This window comes from Nitrosomonas mobilis, assembly GCF_900103035.1.
Taxonomy (GTDB): domain Bacteria; phylum Pseudomonadota; class Gammaproteobacteria; order Burkholderiales; family Nitrosomonadaceae; genus Nitrosomonas; species Nitrosomonas mobilis.
In genome coordinates this window covers 1-375 of the sequence record NZ_FMWO01000006.1, presented here as the reverse complement: position 1 = coordinate 375, position 375 = coordinate 1, and the positions used below count along the sequence as shown (strand labels likewise).

Annotated in this window: 1 protein-coding gene; it reads right to left on the bottom strand. The window is 47.2% G+C overall.

Annotated features, from left to right (window positions below):
- Positions 1–196: 196 nt before the first annotated feature.
- The coding region (locus tag NSMM_RS16255; protein ID WP_425412337.1) for an HAD family hydrolase at positions 197–375 on the bottom strand (179 nt) is incomplete at its 5' end.

The following is a 375-nucleotide window of genomic DNA, read 5'->3' as shown; positions in this document are numbered from 1 at the left end:
CTGACAAGCTTGACATCTTTTGGTAAAACTTCGGAATGAGCGGGAACCAGCAGGACATCGTCGAATGTCAGTGCTTTCTGGAGCAGTCGCATGGTAACGATCCTTCACAAAACGTTATTATAACGGAACTGGGAGTACGCTTTCGCGCCACAACTATCGAATATTTTATACGGGGGAATCCCAAGAATGGTGCCGACTAACGCAAGCTGATAATAGGCCAGTTGTTTCTCTGGGCATGTGCTCGCAAAGTGTCGTCAGGATCGACTGCAACCGGATGCGTGACTTTGCCGAGCAACGGCAGATCATTGAGTGAATCACTATAAAACCAGCTTTGCAGAAATGACAGCCAGGTAAGATTTTGTTTGTCCAGCCATT